We start from the raw sequence: 19,636 nt of genomic DNA on the forward strand, positions 1-19,636 counted from the left end.
ATGAGCAACAAATTAACAATCGGATTATTTGGTTTTGGTGTGGTAGGGCAAGGTTTGAACGATATAATCCAGACAAAAGACCTTAATCTTGAAATAAAGAAGATCGCAATTAAGAATCCCGAAAAGAAACGCAGTCTTCCTGAAGAGCTTTTCACCACCGATGCTTCAGTCATCCTGAACGATCCCGAAATCAATACCGTTGTTGAACTGATAAATGACACCGAGGCGGCCTTCCAGATTGTTTCAACAGCCCTCAAAAATGGAAAGAACGTTGTCTCAGCCAGTAAGAAGATGATAGCCCTTCATCTCGAAGAACTGCTTCATCTTCAGGAAGAATACGGCACATCGCTGCTTTACGAAGGCGCTGTCTGCGGTAGTATCCCCATCATCCGGAACCTTGAGGAATATTACGACAACGAGCTTCTTTACTCGGTAAGGGGTATTTTCAACGGATCTTCTAATTACATCCTTTCGAAGATATTCAATGAAAACCTTGGATATGATACTGCTTTAAAGCAGGCACAGGACCTTGGCTTTGCTGAAACCGACCCGATTTCAGACGTCGGCGGGTTCGATCCTAAGTATAAGCTCGTTATAGCGGCGTCTCATGCATACGGAATTATTACCCGCCCGGAAGATGTCCTCAATGTAGGCATTCAAACCCTCTCCGCGCGCGACATTCAGTATGCACGTGAGAAAAACTATAAGATCAAGCTGGTACCCACGGCGCTTGAATTCGGCGAACGCCAGGTGGTACTTTATGTCATCCCGAAACTCATCAGGTCCGATGATTTCCTATATAACGTCGAAAACGAGTACAATGGCGTAATCGTTCAGGCTGCATTTGCCGATCAGCAGTTTTTCTTCGGCAAAGGAGCCGGAGGCCATCCAACTGGTTCAGCAGTATTGTCCGATATTGCCGCCCTGAGGTATGGTTACAAATACGAGTATAAAAAATACCGTAACAACCGTGGATTCATTCAATCTAACGATTATACCCTGAAGGTATATTTCAGATACGAGGATGACAGCCTCATTGAAAAATTAAATTTTAAAGGAGTAACGGAGCGCTTCTATGCGCCTGATTTCAAATATATTATTGGTAACGTAGAGTTAAGTGATTTGATAGCCAATCAGGACCTGCTGAATAACGACGGGATATTTATTGCAGAAATAGCCTGATGAACTAATTTGACGCTCGTCTCTGCAACAGTATTTAAAACTTAGGTTATGTTTTTTGATTATGCTAAACGGTCCCGGTACATCCGGGACTTTTAGTTTTAGCCCCAGCGGCTAACATACCTGTTTCCCCTGATATAGAAACGCCAGGGAATATCTCTGAACGGACCTTCGATATTCAGTCCGATCCTTGCCGAAGCAACAATATCATCATCCTCGATTACATTGCCTCTGTCCTCAATCCAGATCGTACTTTCCTGAAGCGAGAGACCGTTGTGAATTTTGCTAAGGCCAAGCGCTTTCGCCAATGCACCGGGCCCCTTGCAAAGGCGTCGATCATCGTTAAATACCCCGCGTCTTTCACGCATAATACCCACACCTTCAACAGGTTCAAGCGCTCTTATTAAAACGGCATGCGAGGTTCCTTCGCCGCCGGTTACAATATTCAGCATATCGTGAATACCGTAGCAAATGTACATATAGGTAACCCCACCCTCCGCATACATGATCTCATTCCTTCCGGTACGTCGTCCGTTAAAGGCATGCGAACCGGTATCTTCCGGGCCCATATATGCCTCGGTTTCAACAATGATACCGCCGCTAAGCATACCGTTAATATTTGTAAAAACGTACTTACCGATCAGTTCTTTTGAGATCAGCACGACGTCATTTCTGGTATAAAATGAAGGAGGAAGGACCTTGCCTTTAGTTTGCTGGCTGTTATTCATAGGTGATGTTATGTAGGGTAGAAAATTAAAAGGATTGTCTTGATACCTGATACTTACTACTTGATACTAAAAACAATCTCCTCCAGATACTTCCTGTCCGTTTCATCGAAAAAATTCAGATGCTCGCTGTCCACATCCAGTACGCCGGCCACCTCATTTCCCCTGAAAAAAGGAACAACAATCTCCGAACGCGATAAAGAACTGCAGGCAATATGCCCCGGAAAGGCATCCACATCCGGAACGATCAGGGTTGTACCCTCTTTCCATGCAGCGCCGCAGACCCCCTTTCCAAAAGTAATGCGCGTGCAGGCCACCGGACCCTGAAACGGGCCGAGCACCAGCTCATTACCCTTTACCAAATAGAAGCCCACCCAGAAAAACCCAAACTGTTCTTTAAGGGCCGCGCTGATATTAGCCAGATTTGCTATAAAGTCTGTCTCTCCTTCTGTTAAAGCCTTAATCTGAGGCACGAGCGAACGATATTGTTCCTCCCTCGATCCGGTTGCTATTTTTAAGTCTTCCGCCATTTTGCAAAAATATACATTTAGCGAGTATCCCATAGTAAATCATTTAGATATACGAACGCTTCGGACCCGCTTCAGAAACGCTTCAGAGTGGTTAGGAACCAATTAGCGACCTCCCTTTGTCGTCTCTTATTCTTCTTCGATAAAAACCTGAGAAGCAACGGAGCGAGTGGCAAGCTGTACCGCGTCAAGTCAAAACCGGTAGCGAATGATATTAAAACCGGAGCAATTCCCTAATAATCTTATTTTTGCTTTTCAAAACAATACACACGATGACGGCAAAGAATAAATCCTTTCTATTTACAGCATTATTGACCCTCCTGATCGCAGGGTCGGCATATACGCCTCCCGATGAGGGAATGTATCCTTTAAGCGAACTAAAAAAGGTAAGCCTGAACAAAGCGGGTTTAAGGATCAGTCAGAAAGATATTTATAATCCCGACAGCATCAGTCTGATCGATGCTCTCGTAAACGTTGGAGGCTGCACCGGTTCGTTCATATCGGGCGAAGGTCTTATTATAACCAACCATCACTGTGCATTCGGCGCTGTACAGCAGGCCAGCACCCCCGAAAACGACTATCTCAACAAAGGCTTTGTAGCCCCCTCACGTGAACAGGAGATTGAAGCTAAAGGCTTAACCTGCCGGATCACAGAAAGTTACGAAGATGTGTCCGATAAAGTTCTAGCTGTTGCAGCAGGAGTAAATGATCCTGCATCGCGCATCAGGCTGATCAACGGTGAAATGAAGAAACTCGCAGCTGAAGCTGAAGCTCAGGATTCAACGATCAAAGCGGAAGTTTCCGAAATGTTTATTGGTAAAACATATGTTCTTTTCCGTTACAAAACGATACAGGACGTTCGCCTGGTATACGTTCCTAGCCGCAATATTGGCGAGTTCGGCGGCGAAACCGATAACTGGGTATGGCCACGTCATACCGGCGACTTCTCTTTCATGCGCGCTTATGTAGCGCCCGATGGATCATCTGCTCCCTATTCCAAAAATAACGTTCCTTACACCCCTCGAAAATTCTTAAAGGTAAATGCCGGCGGAGTGAGCGAAAACGACTTCGTCTTCATCCTTGGATATCCTGGGAGAACGTTCCGTAACCGCCCCGCACAATTTATGCAATATCAGCAGGATTATCTTTTGCCTTACGTCTCTAACCTGTACGACTTCCAGAATAAAGCAATGGAAGAAGCCGGCAAAAAAGATAAAGCGACCGAAATTAAATTGGCTACCCGCATCAAACGAAACGCCAATGTGCTTAAAAACTACAGGGGGAAACTGAAAGGGCTCAACGGACTCGACCTCGTACAGCAGAAAAGACTCGAAGACGCCGAACTTGCATCATATATTAACTCAGATGTAGAGTTGAAAGAAAAGTATGGCAACCTTATGGGTGATATCGACAAGCTGTATAAACTCATATATAACGATGCGAACCGCGAGATGTGGTTTGCCCAGGTCTACAGTAGTACCAGCCTCCTGAGCATTGCCCGACAGATAAATGCCTTCAAAACAAGCATGGCCTCAAGGCCGGTCAACCAGAGGGCAGCATTTTATACCGATAGTATCGGCATCCTGAGCCAACGGTTGAAGAATATCTACAATAGCTTCGATATTGATGCCGACAGGGCCATTCTTACCCGTATGTTAAATGATGCAGCAAAGCTTCCTAAAATACAGAGGATCGATGCCGTAGATAAAAAAGTCTTAAAGGGCTTCAGCAGTCAGGATCAGATTGAGAAATTTGTTTCAAGCAGCTTACAATACACCCGGCTGAAAGACCAGGATTTTGTTTTCAATACATTGTTAAAGTCGGCCAGCTCATTTTCGGCGTACAATGACCCGCTGATGATGTTCGAAAAAGACATCAGAGATCAGATAGCCGCACTAAAGCCCGAAAGAGACCGGCGCGACGGACTTCTAAACAAGCTTATGGGGGATTATGTAGCTGTTAAAGAGAAATTTAAAAAGCAGGATTTCATCCCCGATGCCAATAGTACCTTAAGGCTCACATACGGATACGTAAGAGGGTACTCCCCTGCCGATGCCACTTATATGCAACCCTTTACTTCGGTTAAAGGAGTGCTCGAAAAAGGAAGCACAGGCAACCCGGAATTTGCATATCCCGAAAAGATCAGGGAACTCTGGAAGGCAAAAGACTTCGGACCGTTCGCCAAAAGCGATCTGAACGACGTTCCGGTGGCTTTTCTTTACAATCTTGACACCACCGGCGGAAACTCCGGTTCACCGGTAATGAATGCAGATGGCGAACTGATTGGCGTAAATTTCGACCGCGCATATGAAGCCACTATAAACGATTATGCATGGAACGAAAGCTACAGCCGCTCTATCGGTGTCGATATCCGTTATGTGTTATGGATAGCCTCCAAAGTAGACAATGCAGATTTCCTTATAAAAGAAATAGGTGTAAAGCTATAATCAGCGGATGATGTTGATATTACCCTTATAAGGGCCCATTCCATTTTTGGGGTCTATAATGTAATAATAGGCCCCCGCAGGCAGTGCAGTGCCGTTAAAAGTTCCATCCCAGGGTTCTGCATAACCCCGGGACTGGTAAACACGGTTACCATACCGGTTAAATACATCGACGGTGGCATTGGAATATCGAACCAGGTATTTAATATTCCATTTGTCATTCGTCCCATCGCCATTGGGCGTGAAAACATTCGGAATCACCGGGTATTTGTCTACTGTCACGGTGACCCGCGAATAGTTTATACACCCCCGGGAGTTAGTTACCTTTAACGTGTATGTAGTATTATCAAAGGGGGAAGCTATTGGGTTCGCAATATCGTTCCTGCTTAATCCTTCTGAGGGCGTCCACTCATACGAAACGATATCTGCATCGCTATGAGCCAGGAGTTGAGTGAATGTACCTTCGCGTATTTTCACGTCTTCCCCTGCGGAGACTGAAGGACTTGGATTAACAATGATGGTTCTGGTAAGCGCATCTGGGCACCCATTCGCCCGGGTAAAAGTAAAAGTAATATCATGTGCACCCGGTCCGGCTTTGCCTGGATCAAAAATACCAGAAGAAGTAATACCGTCTCCGCTGAACGTGCTGCTTCCCAGGAATGCAGTTTCCTGCCCGGCAACCAACTGAAGCGGTCCTGATTCCTGACATACATCGCCTGGTGCTTCAAACGTAACCTTTGGCATCGCCAGCAGTGTAAAACTACCAGACTTCTCCCTTACACATACGCCTCCCGAAAAGGCCTTTAAACTCACTGTATATACCTTTGAGTCAGGCGCCGTAAATTCCGGAAAAAGTACCCGCTGTTCCTTTCCTGGCTCAGGGTTGTCATCCGCGACCACTTTAGTATTACCGTCAGGATCGGAGAAGGTCCATTCAAGCCGCGTGATCCTGCCAATAGACACCGAAGATTTATTGATAAACACCACCTCATTCCTGCTGCACAATCTGTCATAGTTTGGCACTTCAAAATCGGGCACGGGGTTACTGCCATTTACGATAAAAGTTTTAGATACAGTAGTCAGGCATCCTTTTCCTGAAGTGACAGTTAGAGTAGCTGTATATTCGCCCGGAATACTATACCGGTGCTGTGGGTCCCTCTGCGTGGAGCGGTTAAGGGCTCCCGAAGCAACATCTCCGAAATCCCATTCATATTGAAATGATGCTTCCGTGTGATCGGCGATGGTCGAAAGGTTCGTAAACTGGGCATTGTCGAACGAGCAGATACCCGGCAGAGAAAAGTCGGCAACCGGAGAAGGACTAATCTCTACGTTCTGTAATACGTCATGTTTGCAACCTTTGTCAGTCAGAACAGTGAGTTTTACAGAATAAGTTCCGGCAGGATAAACATGCTCTCTAGGTGTTCCCGATAAAAGTGTGTCGGTAGTACCATCACCAAAGTCCCATGCCCATTGTACGATATTTCCTTCTTCAGACACCGACAAATCAGTAAAAACAACCTTTTGATCAGCACAGTTGCCCGAAACAGAGAAGCCCGGAGTCGGCTTCTTATATATTGTAACAGTCAGAGGAGCCGAGGTAATGCTGCTGCAACCAGAGTCGGTAGTAACCGTTAAAGTAACAGTATAGGTTCCACTAGCCTCATAAACATGTTTCGGATTTTGTTCGTCCGATGTCTTACCATCTCCAAAATTCCAAAGCCAGGTCTTTGCAACCCTGCCCTTCCCATCTGTCTCATCACTGAATTGCACCTCTGTATCTTCACAAGCAGCGGACACCGAAAATGAAGGCTCAGGGGGATCATACACAGAAAAATCAATCAGGATGCTTTCAGATGTTCCACAGCCGTCAGACATAGTCTTCTCCGCTGTGATCTCAATATTATAGTCCTGCGCCTTATCATATACTACATCTTTGGCCAATGAATAAACGAAATAAGTCTTTCCATTTTCTGTAAACGTTGTCTCGGGAGCAGAGTAGCTTACCTCTTCAGTAGCCTCCCCGTTATTCAAATCCCAGGTCAGTTTGTTTACCTCATACAAAAGATTTACGCTGAACTTTAAGGGTTGATAAGTGCAGCCGCTGGAGACAGTCAATCCCGTCAGCTTGTTCACAGCCTTAAGGAGCTGGCCTTTTACATTGGCACCTGCAGAGTATCCATATGATTCTGCTCCCCCGAAGCCATATGCCACTGCATTAAATCCTTTTGGCGCAGCAAGAGTATGTACGCCGGCCGATACCGAAAGTTGAGCGTATGAATAACCCGGATCGCCCGGAACGGATCTGAACTGCGAGGCCTGAGAAATCCCATCCAGAGTAAATCCCTGCGCAGCACTCGTTTCGATAACCACATTTATAAAGTGACGGATGATCAGATATGCATCAGCAGAATACACCGTAATCCGGTCAATATTCTGTTCAACGGGATTAAGAAAGATCATTTCAGGATCACCCGCATTCTCACTGTAGGAACTGCAGTTAATGCCCTTCCCCTGCGTTACGGCATATTGAACCACTTGCACAGGCAGATCTGATTCAATAACGTTGACTTGCTGCGACGGAAACTCATAATAAAGGCTGTTTGAAAAAGTCACAACGTTGCCATTAAGCTTCACAACAGCAGCCGGATTGCTTTTAACGATCCGGATAACATCGTAATTACGTGAAGCCAGTGGAACAGTAATTGTTTTCTTGCCCCAGGCAGTGGTTGGATAAACCTGCTGAAAGAGGTTATCAGAAGAGCCTATCCCTTCCGACTCGCAACCAATCCCAATTTTTCCGCTGCCAGAGAATACAGCAATTTTTTTACACGGCTGAGTTGTTGTACCAACTGACTGGATGATAGAGCCTGTTAAGTCAGCACCCTTGTAATTGCGGGTTGATCTTCCTCCCCCAAGGTCAATACGTTCGCTTCCGAGCTTTTCGCCAAGAATCTGGTAAATTTCCCCTTTATTCAGTTTGACAGTGAAAGATTTGCCCGCATCCTGGCCGCCATAGGTATTTGCTGATGGAGTAATTTGCACTTCTGTACTGTCTTCTATAGCAACTACAAAAAAGTAGGAGAAGGAGGTATCCTGATTGGAAACCTGTTTATAGTTGAGGGAGTAATATTCCTTCCCGAGCACATTAGTGGGCAGCACTAAGGTAGCTCCCGAAACATTCCTGTCGTAAATATGAGCATAGATCACCACAGGTTTTTCTGCGGTAACGTGTATCCCTGATTTATAGAGGCCCTCCCCGTCAAGGTAAGCTTCCTTAGGAACCATCACCTGACTGATAGAATTGGCTGTAACAGTAAAATCCGAAGAATAATTCAGTCCCGGTATTTCTATCTTTCCTTTGGTATTAACATCCGAAGTAATATAAAGCACCATTTCCTGGTTGTTCAGATTATAACCACGCTGGTGGTTTCCGTACCCAAGCCAGAAATCTTTTCCCTTATTAGAAATATTTTGAGCAGATGCAACCTGGCAAACAAGCGACCAGAAGCATACAAGGCTTAAGAATAAAGCATACCAGAAGAAAAGCCTGTTTTTTACCACTATGATTGAAAGCCGCTAGCTACTAACAAACTTAGGTAAAAAGATTAATAATTTTACTTAATAGAATAGTCCTTTAATACCAGGCTGCTTTCAAATTTAACCCCCAACATGTCAATCATCGTATCTGTTTCAATAACCCCTACATTCTTTGCGATATAGAAATCATAGGTCGCATACGTTTCATACGCTCCGGTGAGCTGATACTGAAGCAGTACGGTAGTATGGATCACATTTTTGAAAGTCCTACCATTCACTGTTTTAGTAATGCCCCGCTCTTTAATCGAACCTAAAAATCTCGCTGGCATCTCAGCAATTGTTAAAGATTGTGTCCACGAGTAACCAACAGAAGCGGTATCATTAAGGTACACCAATTCTGTATTAGCACCTTCAAAAAAATCATCGTCCTTTAAAATATACTGATGATCGCCGTAATAATAGTAAGACATTCGTGTCTCTGCTCCGGCAGCTACCGTTTCACCTTCCCAGAAAATATTCGAGCTAAACACCCTTGTATTACCTGTAAGAGTGGTGGTTGTGGTATATTCAACATCATTCTGAGTACTGCTGTATGTCCAGAAAGATCCCTTTGTAAGAGGCTGATAAGCTCCAATATCCGCATTAGGGTCAATCGGCAGCAGTCCATCGGGATAAACAGGAGGATCCTTGCGGCACGATGCAAAGAGAATAACTATAGATACGAACAAAAACAGATTACACTTTATATTAAACATACTCCTAATTGGTCCTCCTTTTCCCACTTAATTCAACCTTTATGCTCAGCGAGAACTGCGAGAGAATATCCTTACTGCTCCCTGCTTCAAAGCCATCCATGCCATCTCCCATCATCAGGTTGTGCTGATAAGCAGCGTCAACCCTGAACAAAACCTCTTTATAAAAATTCAATACCTTAAAATCATAACCCACTCTCAATGGGATCAGCAGATTCTGACTTTTATCAGGCCCGCCGGTGTAGTAATCCTGAAAATGATGGGAATACCGGCTCACTTGTTTTATATTGTTAAATATAATTCCAATACCCGACCCGATATAGAAGTCGCTCGCTAACTGCGCCAGCACTACATCCGATTGCCCAAAAAGATGCCCCGCCTGTAACTGCCCCTTCACGAAAAAAGCATTGAAGTTGTTACTGAATTGCCTGCCCGACTGAGTAAGTAACGAATCGCCCCCCTTTAGTTTCCCAACCTGGTATTCAGCTGTTATCACTGTATATAGATGAGGGTTATAGTTAATATTAATATGAGGAGAAACCGTATGTCCGTTAGTTTCAGCATCACCAACTGTCTCATTTAACGTAACACCTGCCCCTATTTCAAAAGAGTGATAGGGTTCAAACCTTTGTCCGTAACCCAATAAAGAGAACAGACAAAAAGCACTGATAATAAAGCAATGTTTCACTTTCTGATAAGATTTAAGTATTTAAAGCCTTTTCCACACGCCAAAACTACAGGATTCATCTATTAAGATATTTAAATTACAAGGTTATACGCGCTATGCCTGGATTTGTTATATAATTTTAGTCTACATAACTTGTAGATTAAATATCTTTTACTATATTTGTATTCAATGGAAATAAGGAACACATATAAGCATACCCGCTCACATCGAATGATGTGTTGTTCCCGAATGTGCAACGGCGCCTGCTGTTGTTAACATACTCCCATTCCCTTTAATTCTTCGCATAACAATTTCACTGTAACGTAAATAATAATTTATAACATTTTAATACTAAGACTATGTTTTCACTTATCGCACAATCAGGCTCTTACCTAAATAGATTATACTCTGGAGAAACAGCAATCTCTGGCAGACAACCATCAGGAACGCCGCTCAGCGAAGGCGACTTCGCACCCGAGTTTACTTTTTCTTCAAAGAACTGGCCAGGAGCATCCGTTCACGCAGATGTAACCTTAAAGGAGCTGCATCAGAAACCTCTGGTTGTAGCATTTTATTCAGTCTTCTGGAACGGAACAGGCATCAGCTTGTTAAAACAACTACAAGCCGTTCAAACGAAGATCGGTGATGCTGCTAATGTGTTAATCGTTACATCAGAAGCACCCCGGCAGTTTATTAGAGCCATTGAAAACCATGATTTGTCGTTCAGCTTTTACTATGATTCCGAAAAAGTCCTGGCAGAGAAGTTTGGCATCTTCTCGGAAGATAAACCGACATGGAACCTGTTCTCCGGGATCAACACAAACGTCCCCCTTCTTTCAGCTTATGTTATCAGCCCCTCCGGACAAATCAGCTTCAGCTACATTGAAGATTTTTCTTCTCCTTTTCCTGAAGGCGATCTATTGGCGGCCGCTAACGCAGAAACTGAAATACAACAGCATAAATAAAACCACCGGGACAATTTCAATAGTAAAGAGGCTTACCTGCAAACAAAAGCGCGTGCAGAGAGTTAAAGAAAGAGAAGGGCCGGAAAAGCAGAGGTAAGCTTCTTTTTAAGGATTTAAACAATAATCGGATGCAGGCACAGCCTTCTGAAATTCTGTTTCAAATACCAGAGGCTGGTATTGAAGTCAAAGATATTATATTGCTGCACGGCTTATTCGGGACATTAAGCAATTGGTACAACGTACAAAAAGAATTTTCAAAAAAGTACAGGGTTTTTATTCCCGAACTTCCCCTGCTCGATATCTATACGGGCGGCAACCGGCTCGACAAGCTTGTTGAATACCTTGATAACTACATTACCGAAAACAATATATCCAGACCAGCCCTCGTCGGAAACTCTCTTGGGGGCCATATTGCCTTGCTCTACACATTAAAGTATCCAGGCAAGGTAAACAGGCTCGTCTTAACAGGCAGTTCTGGTCTGTACGAAAAATCTTTTGGCGGAAGTTTTCCAAGGATTAAAGACTACCGGTACATAAAGAGCAAAGTAGAAGAGATCTTTCATAAAAAGGAAGTAGTGAAGCGTGATGTAGTAAATAAAGTTTACTCTATTGTTCAAAGCAACAGCTCGGTCATTTCTGTTATCGGCCTCGCGCGCGAAGCACAACGGCAAAATCTTGCTCAACAGTTAAGCAAGATCAACCTACCCGTCCTGCTGATATGGGGACTTCAGGACACCGTTACTCCACCATCGGTTGCCCACGAATTTTACGAACGCCTCCCCTATGCAAGACTTTGTCTCATTAACGATTGCGGACACGTTCCCATGATGGAGCAGCCCGAATTATTTAACAAACACCTGAACGACTTCCTTGAAAAGCACAATGCTGTGTCCTAGCTGCCCCCGGTACTCATTGATTCAGAACTAAACCGTGATTCAGTCGATAATCGCCTTTCCCCGGTCGGGTTGCCAACTTCAATATAAAATGTAATGACCCCGGAAAGCTGCCAGAAGATTAAAGTACAGGCGACAGTGTTCAATAACTAAAATAGCGCATCTTTTCCTCCTCGAGATCCAGGAATAACAAATGGCGACGGATAACATCTTCAATAACGGCATTCTGTTCACGGTTTTGCTGAACTAACCATTGTCGCTGTTTTTCCAGTATCTCACGGTAAATATCCCGCGGTTCTTCAGCCAACGAAACTGTATCCGCATCGCCGATTTCCTGCCATTTTTGAGCCATTTGCTGCAATACAGGATATTTACCTACTTTATCGTGATAGTTTTGCTGCAGATGGGTCAATGCAAGCTGATTGAGCTGTCGCCTTAAATTCTGGTACATTTCTTCCTCTGGCTTATCATAGTCAGGGTCGGTCAACTTAAAACGCTTAATGATCACAGGCAACGTGAGTCCTTGCAATAACAGGGTGGTAAGTATAACAATAAAAGTAATAAATAGAATTAAGTTACGTTCCGGAAATAACGTTCCGTTTTCTAAATGGACGGGTATCGACAGGGCTGCCGCCAATGACACAACTCCCCTCATACCTGCCCATCCAATGATAAAGGGTCCTTTTAACCCCGGGTGGCGTGTATCTGCAACAGGAATATAGTTACGTGCAATTAAAGTTACGACCACAGCACCGTAGGCAGAAATCAGTCTGGTAATAATTAGCACAGCAGTGATTAATAGACCGTAACCAATAGCTGACATTATGCTCACCGTTTCCAGCTCGGCTGTGATCTGCGGCAGGTCCAATCCTATTATGATAAATACCAGGCCATTCAATATAAAACTTAAACTCTCCCATACATTTGCATATCGCAGGCGCGACGTACTGGTTAAAAAAACAAGGCGGCGGTTAGAAAGGAGTAAACCACCTGCTACTACTGCCAGCACACCCGAACTTCCTGTTGCTTCAGCAATAATATATATGGCATGAGGAGTAACAAGTGTCAGGATGATATCCATATTAGCATCAGTTGGTAAAAATTTATGCATTTTCATAATAACATAACCCACCAATAAACCGCAGCCAATACCGCCGGCCACCATCCATAAAAAGGAAAAGGCGGCCTGTTGCCAGATAAACTGACCTGTTCCTACTGCTAACAGTGCGAACCTGAAAACAATAAGCGACGATGCATCATTCAATAAGCTTTCACCTTCTAAGATAGACGAGATTCGTTGGGGAACTTTTACAAATTTGAGTATAGCCCCTGCGCTTACAGCATCTGGCGGAGAGACTATTGCCCCCAATAAGAACCCCAGCGCAAGTGAAAAGCCAGGAATAAAATAGTTAGCAGCCAACGCCACGGCCAATGCCGTGATGAGCACCACAACAAAGGCGAAACTTCCTATAACCCTGCGCCAGTGCCATAACTCCTTCCAGGAGATCTGCCACGCAGCATCATACAGCAAGGGCGGCAGAAAAATGATAAAAATGAGCTCCGAATCGATATGGAGGTTTGGAATCCAGGGAACAAAGCTGATAAGCAATCCTGCAAGAACTAGTAATACCGGGTAAGCTACCTTTATTTTATTAGCCAGCATTATTAGGAGCAAAATAATTACGACAAGGCCCAGGTAAAATGGAAAATGATCAATCATCGGAAAATGTTTACTTTATAGATAAAAGAGCCGCTGGATACAAAAGAATCGTCGTTTGTAGAACTCCTCTCGCTATAAATTTAATATTTTTTTCTTAAATCCGATCTCAGATGTAGATCAATGGCATTTTATGAATCAAAATAGAAAAATCGCATTTACAACCTTTCATGTTAGCCAATCTGACAAATTCCTGAACCTCAATATCGATACTTTATTAAAACTCCCTTTGTAAAACTCAGTTTTCATAAGAAATGCGTATGTTCGGATATTAAAACATCCAATATGAATCTCAGATATCTGCTACTTCTGGCTCTTGTAGCTATGCAAATCACTTACACACAAGCACAATTCAAGCTAAATATCACACAATTCAATCCCAAAGGCGAAGCGACGCTCACACGTGAAAATAACCTGATTGAAATTACATGGCCCGCTGGTCAGCAGAAATTTGGGAAGGCACAGTTCGATCTCTCGCCTTCAGGCCCCTTGTTGAAACGCATCGCTTTGGGTACAAAGGCTAAATTCAATATCATATCGGAAGATCTGGACCCCGCCTTTTTGCTAAGTATTGGCAAGCGCGACCTGCTATCGCAGAACGGATGGAATATATTTTTCGATAAAGTGCCTTCACGACCGTTCAAAACGGTCCCTATATTGCTTAAAAAGGCGACGGTAGACGTTAAAAGTATTGGCAGCCGTACAGTAGTGACCATCGGCAAACTTACGGCCGACCGGTTTTCAGGAAAGCTCGAAGTGACCTTTTACAACGGCAGTCCCCTGTTCAATATTGCCGCGGTAATGTCTACTGATGTTGACGCAACAGCTATCGTTTACGATGCCGGCCTGATCAGTAAAACAGAGAAATGGAACAATGTTTCCTGGATCAACACAGGTGATGAGATGAACTCAACTCCGGTAAATTATAGTGATTCTGCAAAAAACCTTTCCGTAAAATACCGGACGATTGCGGCCCGGAGCAATGGCGGCACACTGGCTCTATTCCCTGCCCCTCACCAATATTTTTATCCCCTGGACGAAGCTTTCAATCTGAAGTTCGTATGGCATGGAAAGGGCTACAGGAACATGTTGAATGGATATGGAATAGGCATCCGGCAAGAACTGGAAGGTGACCGTCGTTTCGTGCCGTGGTTCAACGCCCCTCCCGGAACACATCAGCGCTTAAACTTTTACTGCCTTGTCAGTGATGCAGCTGATGCTGTTGCCCTCGATGCTGTCAAAAAGTTCACCAACGCCGACCGGTATGTTAAACTCCCCGGCTTCAAGACGATGTCCAGCCACTTTCACAACGAATTTATCATGAACGTTGTACTGGCGGGGAAACCTGTGCCTGAAAAACCGGAATTTGTAGAGGTGTTCAAACGGCTGGGTGTCGATATGGTCCACCTCGGCGAATTTCACTATACCGCTCACCCTAAAGGACCAGATTCGCTTCGCTTAAGGGAATTGAAAGCACTATTTGAGCAATGTGAACGCTTGTCGGACAATAACTTCCTGTTAATACCAGGAGAAGAGCCCAACGAATTCTTCGGTGGGCATTGGTTACAGATCTTTCCAAAACCAGTTTATTGGGTCATGTCACGACAAAAAGGACAGCCTTTTGTTGAAAACAAACCTGGTTTCGGCAAGGTGTACCATATCGGAGATAAGAACGACATGCTGAAGTTGCTGGAGGATGAACAGGGTCTCGCCTGGACGGCACATCCCCGTACCAAGGGATCAGTGAACACCCCTGACATCTATAACCATGAAAATTTCTATAAATCGGATCGTTTCATGGGGGCAGCCTGGAAGGCTATCCCTGCAGATCTCTCACATCCCCGCCTGGGAAAACGTGCACTCGACTTGCTGGATGACATGAATAACTGGGGGGAAAAGAAGACCATGATTGCCGAGGCCGATCTGTTTACAGTCACACAGGAGAACGAGATGTACGCCCATATGAACGTCAATTACATGATGCTCGACCAGCTGCCCAAATATAACGAAGGTTGGGAACCAGTGGTAGAAGCCATGCAAAAAGGCAAATTCTTTAGCACCACCGGAGAAGTACTGATACATGAACTTAAGGTAAACGGCAAATCATCGGGCGAGACAGTAAGGCTTAATGCTGATGGCACCGCCGAAATACGCTTAAAGCTAAGCTGGACCTTCCCAATGAACTTTGTGGAAATCATAACAGGTGACGGCGAAAAAGTGTACCGTGAAAAGATAGACCTCATGCATACGAAGGCATTCGGTGAGCAGCAGTTTCAATTTCGTTCTAAGGTGAAAGGCTGCAAATGGTTACGTGTCGAAGCCTGGGACAGCGCCGCAAATGGAGCTTTTAGTCAGACGTTCTATTTGCAATAGATCAGCGTTATATTGCTACCCCTGGTGGGCTATTATTCACACAAGAAACTGCTTTGGCAGTGACTTCCGTCCTGCTTTTTCAGCCACTTCAATGATCCTTTTTTGCCGGGTCTCAGGCCGTTTGGCCAGCACCAGCCATTGCAGGATTCTTTTCCTCATGGATTTGCTCAAACGCAGAAAAAATGGCTTCGATCCCCGGTACATTTTGAATGCTTCTGCCAGATCTTTTGGAACTCTGGTTTCCTCTACGCTGTCCAATATAGACCAGGAGCCATTGAGCCTTGCAGCTTCAACACATTCAAACCCCGCTTGCGTCATAAGGTTCTCTTTAATTAATCGCACGACTTTGATTTTATTAATCTTTGACCACACGCTATTCCGTTTTCGTTTGCAAAAGAACTGCATAAACGTATCATCATCAAGTGATTTACGGGTACTGTCAATCCAGCCGAAGCAAAGGGCCTGATCTACCGCCTCACTCCACGACAAACTTGGCACCCCCGACAGCTTCTTATTATAAATAAGCCAGACAGATTCCTCGGACCTATGATTTTCAATTAACCATTGTCTCCACTCCTCCTGATTCGCCGGGCGAAAAGATTTAACAAGTTCGTTTTTCATTAGCATATAATTAAAGCATACAAATCTAACCCGGGCCAATGACAACCCTATGTCAGGGTAATCAATTAAAGTGAATGAGCTGCGCACCCTCTCCCGGCTGGCTTCGGTACGGGTATGGGATTTCTTCTACAGTTCTTCTAAAAAATCCAATACCCAGACCGAAGCCAAGTCATAGCCAGACAGAACCTGTGAAGGAGCCACTACGAACATGGTCAGGAGAAGGTGTCAAAAGAGCGGAACAAAAGGACAAATGAAAAATACATATTAAAAGGGAAGAGCAACCTTACGCAGGAGGCTCTTCCCGCAACAATTATATGAGGCATCCTAACTGCCTCAAAACTAAATATCAAGCAAAATAATAAATTTCAATAAATATGAAAAACATCGGCAGACTGTATTGTCACCAAGCATGTGAATGCTTCTGTTTGCAACGGAACCGCTCCAGTCAATCTTCAATTGACGATAATAACCAGACTATCGGAGCTACACTACTGCCCATTAAATAGAGAGCAGCATCTGTAGCTCGTCAAGAAATCCGGTTTTTGACTTGACATCCTTTCTAAATCCTTTCCTACTGGTTATTAACTGTCCTTCAAGCTTTGTCTTTTAGCCTATAAAAACATCGCTTGATCCTGTAACGTCTCTAAAAACCCGCTTTGCGGACTGGCTGCAGAGGTTTGTTACCACTTCTGCGGGAGGTTTATGGTGCCCAATGAATCTATTGTATTTAGTAGTTAATGATATAGAGGAATGAGGGGTCAATTCTTTTGTAGTGTTATTTGTTCAGCTTCTTTTTAACAAATTATTGAATGGTTAGCAGCGCATCTAATTCAAAGTACTTGAGGAGCGCTTACTAACGTAGGATTTCTTTTTCATCGTCATATTTTATATTGTTACCATAACTCAAAATTACATTTGCTCATGTGGCTTTATTTACGGGTTCCCGTAAGGCTAAATTATTTTAAAACAGGTACTTTTAGCTTATCGGCCGCCTTGGCGGCGAGCACGTCAGAAAAATGAAATTATGCGGATAGTGCTGCAGGATGACGGTATTGCCCAAAAAAAAAGCAAAGGCCGACCATAAAAAAGCGTGTACTTTTTTGTTTCTTTATAAATTGAGTAACAAAATACTATATGACATCGCATCCGAAACCTTCTATGTCAGGAAAATATCAAACCCTTGTTATTGCAACTCTTGATTACCTGATCGATCACTATACTGGCGAATTTGTTTATGATGGATGGGATCCCGTAAAGCAACATTATGAAAACCAGAAAGTGCAGGCGGAAAAATACGGCAAGAAAGGTCAGCTTGGGAAACTCAAGAAGCAACTGGATGAATTTGTAGAAAGGCTTCAAATAAATGCAGATTTAGACTTCCATGATTATATCAAGAAAAAAACTGGATTTGAGTTGAACATATTTAAAGATTTGGAAGACTTCCGGGACGAAGTTTTATTAAGGGGCGAGATTCGAGACGAAATTGAAAGCCGGAAACTAAGTAGGTTGTTAATGTACTATGAACGGACTGGTGTAGATACTGAAAAGCAAACAGGGCTCTATAAGATCCTGACTGACTTTCATGAAAAAGCTGCCACTCAACAGAAACAAAGCGGTACATCACGAGTTGTCAGGACGGAGGAAAAAGACGGGATAATAACAGAAACCATAGAGGTTTCATTTGGTCCCAGGCCGAAGCACCATGAAAGGCGCGAGGTACTTTCTCCCGATGGCGAAAGACGGCTCTACATTTCCGAATGGATGAATAATGAAGGAACGCAGGCTAACACCTCCATAGGCATCTCATTTAAAACAGCCACGGGGGGTATTTACGCCGTTGACGGAATTCACCCTGATATCAACGCCCTCTGGAAAAACAATAATACCGTTGTTATTGAAACCTCTAAAGATTATAGCATATTATTTCAGCATAGGCTTATTCAAAGCTTTGATGACGTGGTGAATGTGGAATATGTAGAGCGATAATAAAACGGACAGTCCTTACCTTTTAACATAAAGCCACAACTTTTCAGCCGACTGAATTCGTTAAAGTTAGCAGCATTAATAAATAGAGTCGAATGACAGCCGGATGCCATTGTGCGGTAAAAGCCCGGTCAAATTAAACGCGCAGTTTAGAAATTCTTATTTTTTTGCTTATTATTGGAGCTACATCTTGAAAAATCTTAAATACTATTTAGCTGCTATATCTGCTTTTTCTCTCTGGGGATTTTTTAGCCTGGTGTTAAGACCATTACAGGCATACTCTTCATTAGACATTCTCTTCTATCGTGTATTCAGTTGTGCGCTGATTATGTCGGTTATATCCATTCTCTTTAAAAGGAAAAAAATAAGGGACAATGTGAGTTTGTTTAGATCATTGCCGGCAAGAAGCAGGCGGGCAATTATCTGGTTAAATGTTGGCGGCAGTGTTTTTTTAACGGTCAACTGGTTCTCTTTCATTTATGTGATGAACCACGTCAGTGTACGGGCAACTTCGGTGGCTTATTTAGTTTGCCCGATATTAACAACATTACTCGCATTCTTTCTATTGCATGACAGACTGAGCCGCCCGCAATGGATTTCTGTCGCGTTGAGCTGTATCGGATGCTTATTGCTCTCGTATACCAGCCTGAGCGTGATGTTCTATAGTACTTTTATCGGGCTTAGTTATGCTTGCTATCTGATCAGTCAAAACAAAAACGCCAGGTTCGACAAGTTCCTGGTGCTCAATTTCCATATTCTTTTATCGGCTATTATACTGATGCCCTTTTACCCTGCGTTCGCAGGCGAGATTCCTTCTGACTTTAAGTTCTATTTTTACGTAGAAATCATTGCTGTAATGTACACCATCGTGCCATTGTTCCTAAATCTGTACGCGCTCAATGGTATTAGTTCATCGAAGGTGGGCATGTTATTGAATATTAACCCTATTATTGCCTTTGTCTTATCTGGGGTTGTTTATCATGAACCGTTAGGAACCTTACAGATATTCGCCTATGCGCTGATATTCCTGGCCGTGATCGTCTTCAACGCGAAAGAGATCTTCGTCTCAATAAAAGGGGCTAAATCGAGCCATAACTATTAATGTCTCTTCCGATTTTGTCTTTTAATAAAAGGAATGTCGGGTCTACGGTGTTTTGTTTGGAAGATCTGAAGCCAATGCCAATATAAAAAACAGGCAACCAACACGCCAGGACATAAATTAAGATCCCAATAAAAACACAACCACTTTCTGA

General features: G+C 43.7%; 14 protein-coding genes. 7 read left to right on the forward strand and 7 right to left on the reverse strand.

Translation table 11 applies throughout. The annotated features are described in order from the left end of the window. Positions 1–1,182 (forward strand): homoserine dehydrogenase, encoded by a 1,182-nt coding sequence (locus BDE36_RS14075; protein ID WP_141815380.1) that lies wholly within the window; start codon positions 1–3, stop codon positions 1,180–1,182. 98 nt (positions 1,183–1,280) lie between these two features. Here BDE36_RS14075 and BDE36_RS14080 read toward each other — a convergent pair whose 3' ends face one another. Both BDE36_RS14080 and BDE36_RS14085 read right to left on the reverse strand, forming a co-directional pair. Further along, positions 1,281–1,907, reverse strand: a complete 627-nt coding sequence (locus BDE36_RS14080) for a DNA-3-methyladenine glycosylase (RefSeq protein ID WP_141815381.1) — start codon at positions 1,905–1,907, stop codon at positions 1,281–1,283. 56 nt (positions 1,908–1,963) lie between these two features. Continuing rightward, on the reverse strand, positions 1,964–2,434 hold the full coding sequence (locus BDE36_RS14085; RefSeq protein ID WP_141815382.1) for a GAF domain-containing protein: 471 nt from the start codon (positions 2,432–2,434) through the stop codon (positions 1,964–1,966). A 269-nt stretch (positions 2,435–2,703) separates the two neighbouring features. Between BDE36_RS14085 and BDE36_RS14090 the strand changes: the two genes are divergently transcribed. Beyond that, positions 2,704–4,878 carry a S46 family peptidase gene (locus tag BDE36_RS14090; RefSeq protein WP_141815383.1) on the forward strand — a complete coding sequence of 725 codons (2,175 nt, stop codon included), beginning with the start codon at positions 2,704–2,706 and terminating at the stop codon, positions 4,876–4,878. On the opposite strand, the gene BDE36_RS24270 is transcribed toward BDE36_RS14090, so the two are convergent. The 3 genes from BDE36_RS24270 to BDE36_RS14105 are packed head-to-tail and all read right to left on the reverse strand — an operon-like array spanning position 4,879 to position 9,852. Continuing rightward, positions 4,879–8,436: a PKD domain-containing protein gene (locus BDE36_RS24270; protein ID WP_141815384.1), complete on the reverse strand. Its 3,558-nt coding sequence runs from the start codon at positions 8,434–8,436 to the stop codon at positions 4,879–4,881. A 53-nt stretch (positions 8,437–8,489) separates the two neighbouring features. Beyond that, positions 8,490–9,167 carry a hypothetical protein gene (locus BDE36_RS14100; RefSeq protein ID WP_141815385.1) on the reverse strand — a complete coding sequence of 226 codons (678 nt, stop codon included), beginning with the start codon at positions 9,165–9,167 and terminating at the stop codon, positions 8,490–8,492. Positions 9,168–9,171: 4 nt separating this feature from the next. Then, complete coding sequence (locus BDE36_RS14105; protein ID WP_141815386.1) at positions 9,172–9,852, reverse strand: hypothetical protein; 681 nt, start codon at positions 9,850–9,852, stop codon at positions 9,172–9,174. Positions 9,853–10,190: 338 nt separating this feature from the next. On the opposite strand from BDE36_RS14105, the gene BDE36_RS14110 reads away from it, so the two are divergent. Together BDE36_RS14110 and BDE36_RS14115 are read left to right on the forward strand one after the other, a co-directional pair. Then, positions 10,191–10,796, forward strand: coding sequence for a peroxiredoxin family protein (locus BDE36_RS14110; RefSeq protein ID WP_141815387.1), 606 nt, complete (start codon positions 10,191–10,193; stop codon positions 10,794–10,796). A gap of 128 nt (positions 10,797–10,924) precedes the next feature. After that, positions 10,925–11,692 carry an alpha/beta fold hydrolase gene (locus BDE36_RS14115; protein ID WP_141815388.1) on the forward strand — a complete coding sequence of 256 codons (768 nt, stop codon included), beginning with the start codon at positions 10,925–10,927 and terminating at the stop codon, positions 11,690–11,692. Between the two features lie 139 nt (positions 11,693–11,831). On the opposite strand, the gene BDE36_RS14120 is transcribed toward BDE36_RS14115, so the two are convergent. Next, positions 11,832–13,409, reverse strand: coding sequence for a Na+/H+ antiporter (locus BDE36_RS14120; protein ID WP_141815389.1), 1,578 nt, complete (start codon positions 13,407–13,409; stop codon positions 11,832–11,834). Between the two features lie 282 nt (positions 13,410–13,691). Between BDE36_RS14120 and BDE36_RS14125 the strand changes: the two genes are divergently transcribed. Next, the gene (locus BDE36_RS14125) at positions 13,692–15,779 is read left to right on the forward strand and encodes a CehA/McbA family metallohydrolase domain-containing protein (protein WP_235904451.1); all 2,088 of its coding nucleotides are present in this window, start codon (positions 13,692–13,694) and stop codon (positions 15,777–15,779) included. Positions 15,780–15,815: 36 nt separating this feature from the next. Here BDE36_RS14125 and BDE36_RS14130 read toward each other — a convergent pair whose 3' ends face one another. After that, positions 15,816–16,400, reverse strand: a complete 585-nt coding sequence (locus BDE36_RS14130) for a YdeI/OmpD-associated family protein (RefSeq protein WP_128767469.1) — start codon at positions 16,398–16,400, stop codon at positions 15,816–15,818. A gap of 1,134 nt (positions 16,401–17,534) precedes the next feature. Between BDE36_RS14130 and BDE36_RS14135 the strand changes: the two genes are divergently transcribed. Both BDE36_RS14135 and BDE36_RS14140 read left to right on the forward strand, forming a co-directional pair. Next, positions 17,535–18,386, forward strand: coding sequence for a hypothetical protein (locus tag BDE36_RS14135; protein ID WP_141815390.1), 852 nt, complete (start codon positions 17,535–17,537; stop codon positions 18,384–18,386). A gap of 187 nt (positions 18,387–18,573) precedes the next feature. After that, positions 18,574–19,485 carry an EamA family transporter gene (locus BDE36_RS14140; RefSeq protein WP_141815391.1) on the forward strand — a complete coding sequence of 304 codons (912 nt, stop codon included), beginning with the start codon at positions 18,574–18,576 and terminating at the stop codon, positions 19,483–19,485. Positions 19,486–19,636: the final 151 nt, after the last annotated feature.

The sequence above is a fragment of the Arcticibacter tournemirensis genome, assembly GCF_006716645.1.
GTDB classification, from domain to species: domain Bacteria; phylum Bacteroidota; class Bacteroidia; order Sphingobacteriales; family Sphingobacteriaceae; genus Arcticibacter; species Arcticibacter tournemirensis.